1 protein-coding gene is annotated in these 445 nt (G+C 61.3%); it reads right to left on the bottom strand.

From position 1 onward, the window contains the following. Positions 1-445 (bottom strand): amidohydrolase family protein (locus AC1DUA_RS40655; RefSeq protein WP_477505020.1); only part of this gene is annotated, 445 nt, incomplete at both ends.

The following is a 445-nucleotide window of genomic DNA, read 5'->3' as shown; positions in this document are numbered from 1 at the left end:
GGACTCTTCAACGTGCGCCGCGGTGGCATCATCGTGGCTGGCAATGGCGATGCCATGTTCCCGGCAGAGTCCGGCAATCGCCTGACGATTGGGCTGTGACCACGCTGCTGCCAGGGTGAGCTGGTCATGCTCGAACTGATCCATCTCCGCGTCGTTGAGCTGATATTTGCCCTGATAATATTCGCGATACTTCGTCAGAGACGCGTACTGACGCTGTCCCGGTGAATGGTCCATCAGCGACACCAGCGCCAGCTCCGGCGTGCCCATCAGCGCTTCAAACAGCGGCGCAGTGGTGGGATGCGGCAGTTCACAGCGCAGATGCAGCAGATGCTCGGCCCGGTTCAGACCTTTGCGGTTGCTGTCGCGGATGGCGTCGATCATCTTGCTGAGGTTATCCAGCCGGTGCCCGCCGTCGCGCACATCCCCGACACCAATCGCATCCAGC

This window comes from Paenibacillus sp. 01T422 (assembly GCF_056398785.1).
This window is presented reverse-complemented; position numbering and strand designations above follow the sequence as displayed.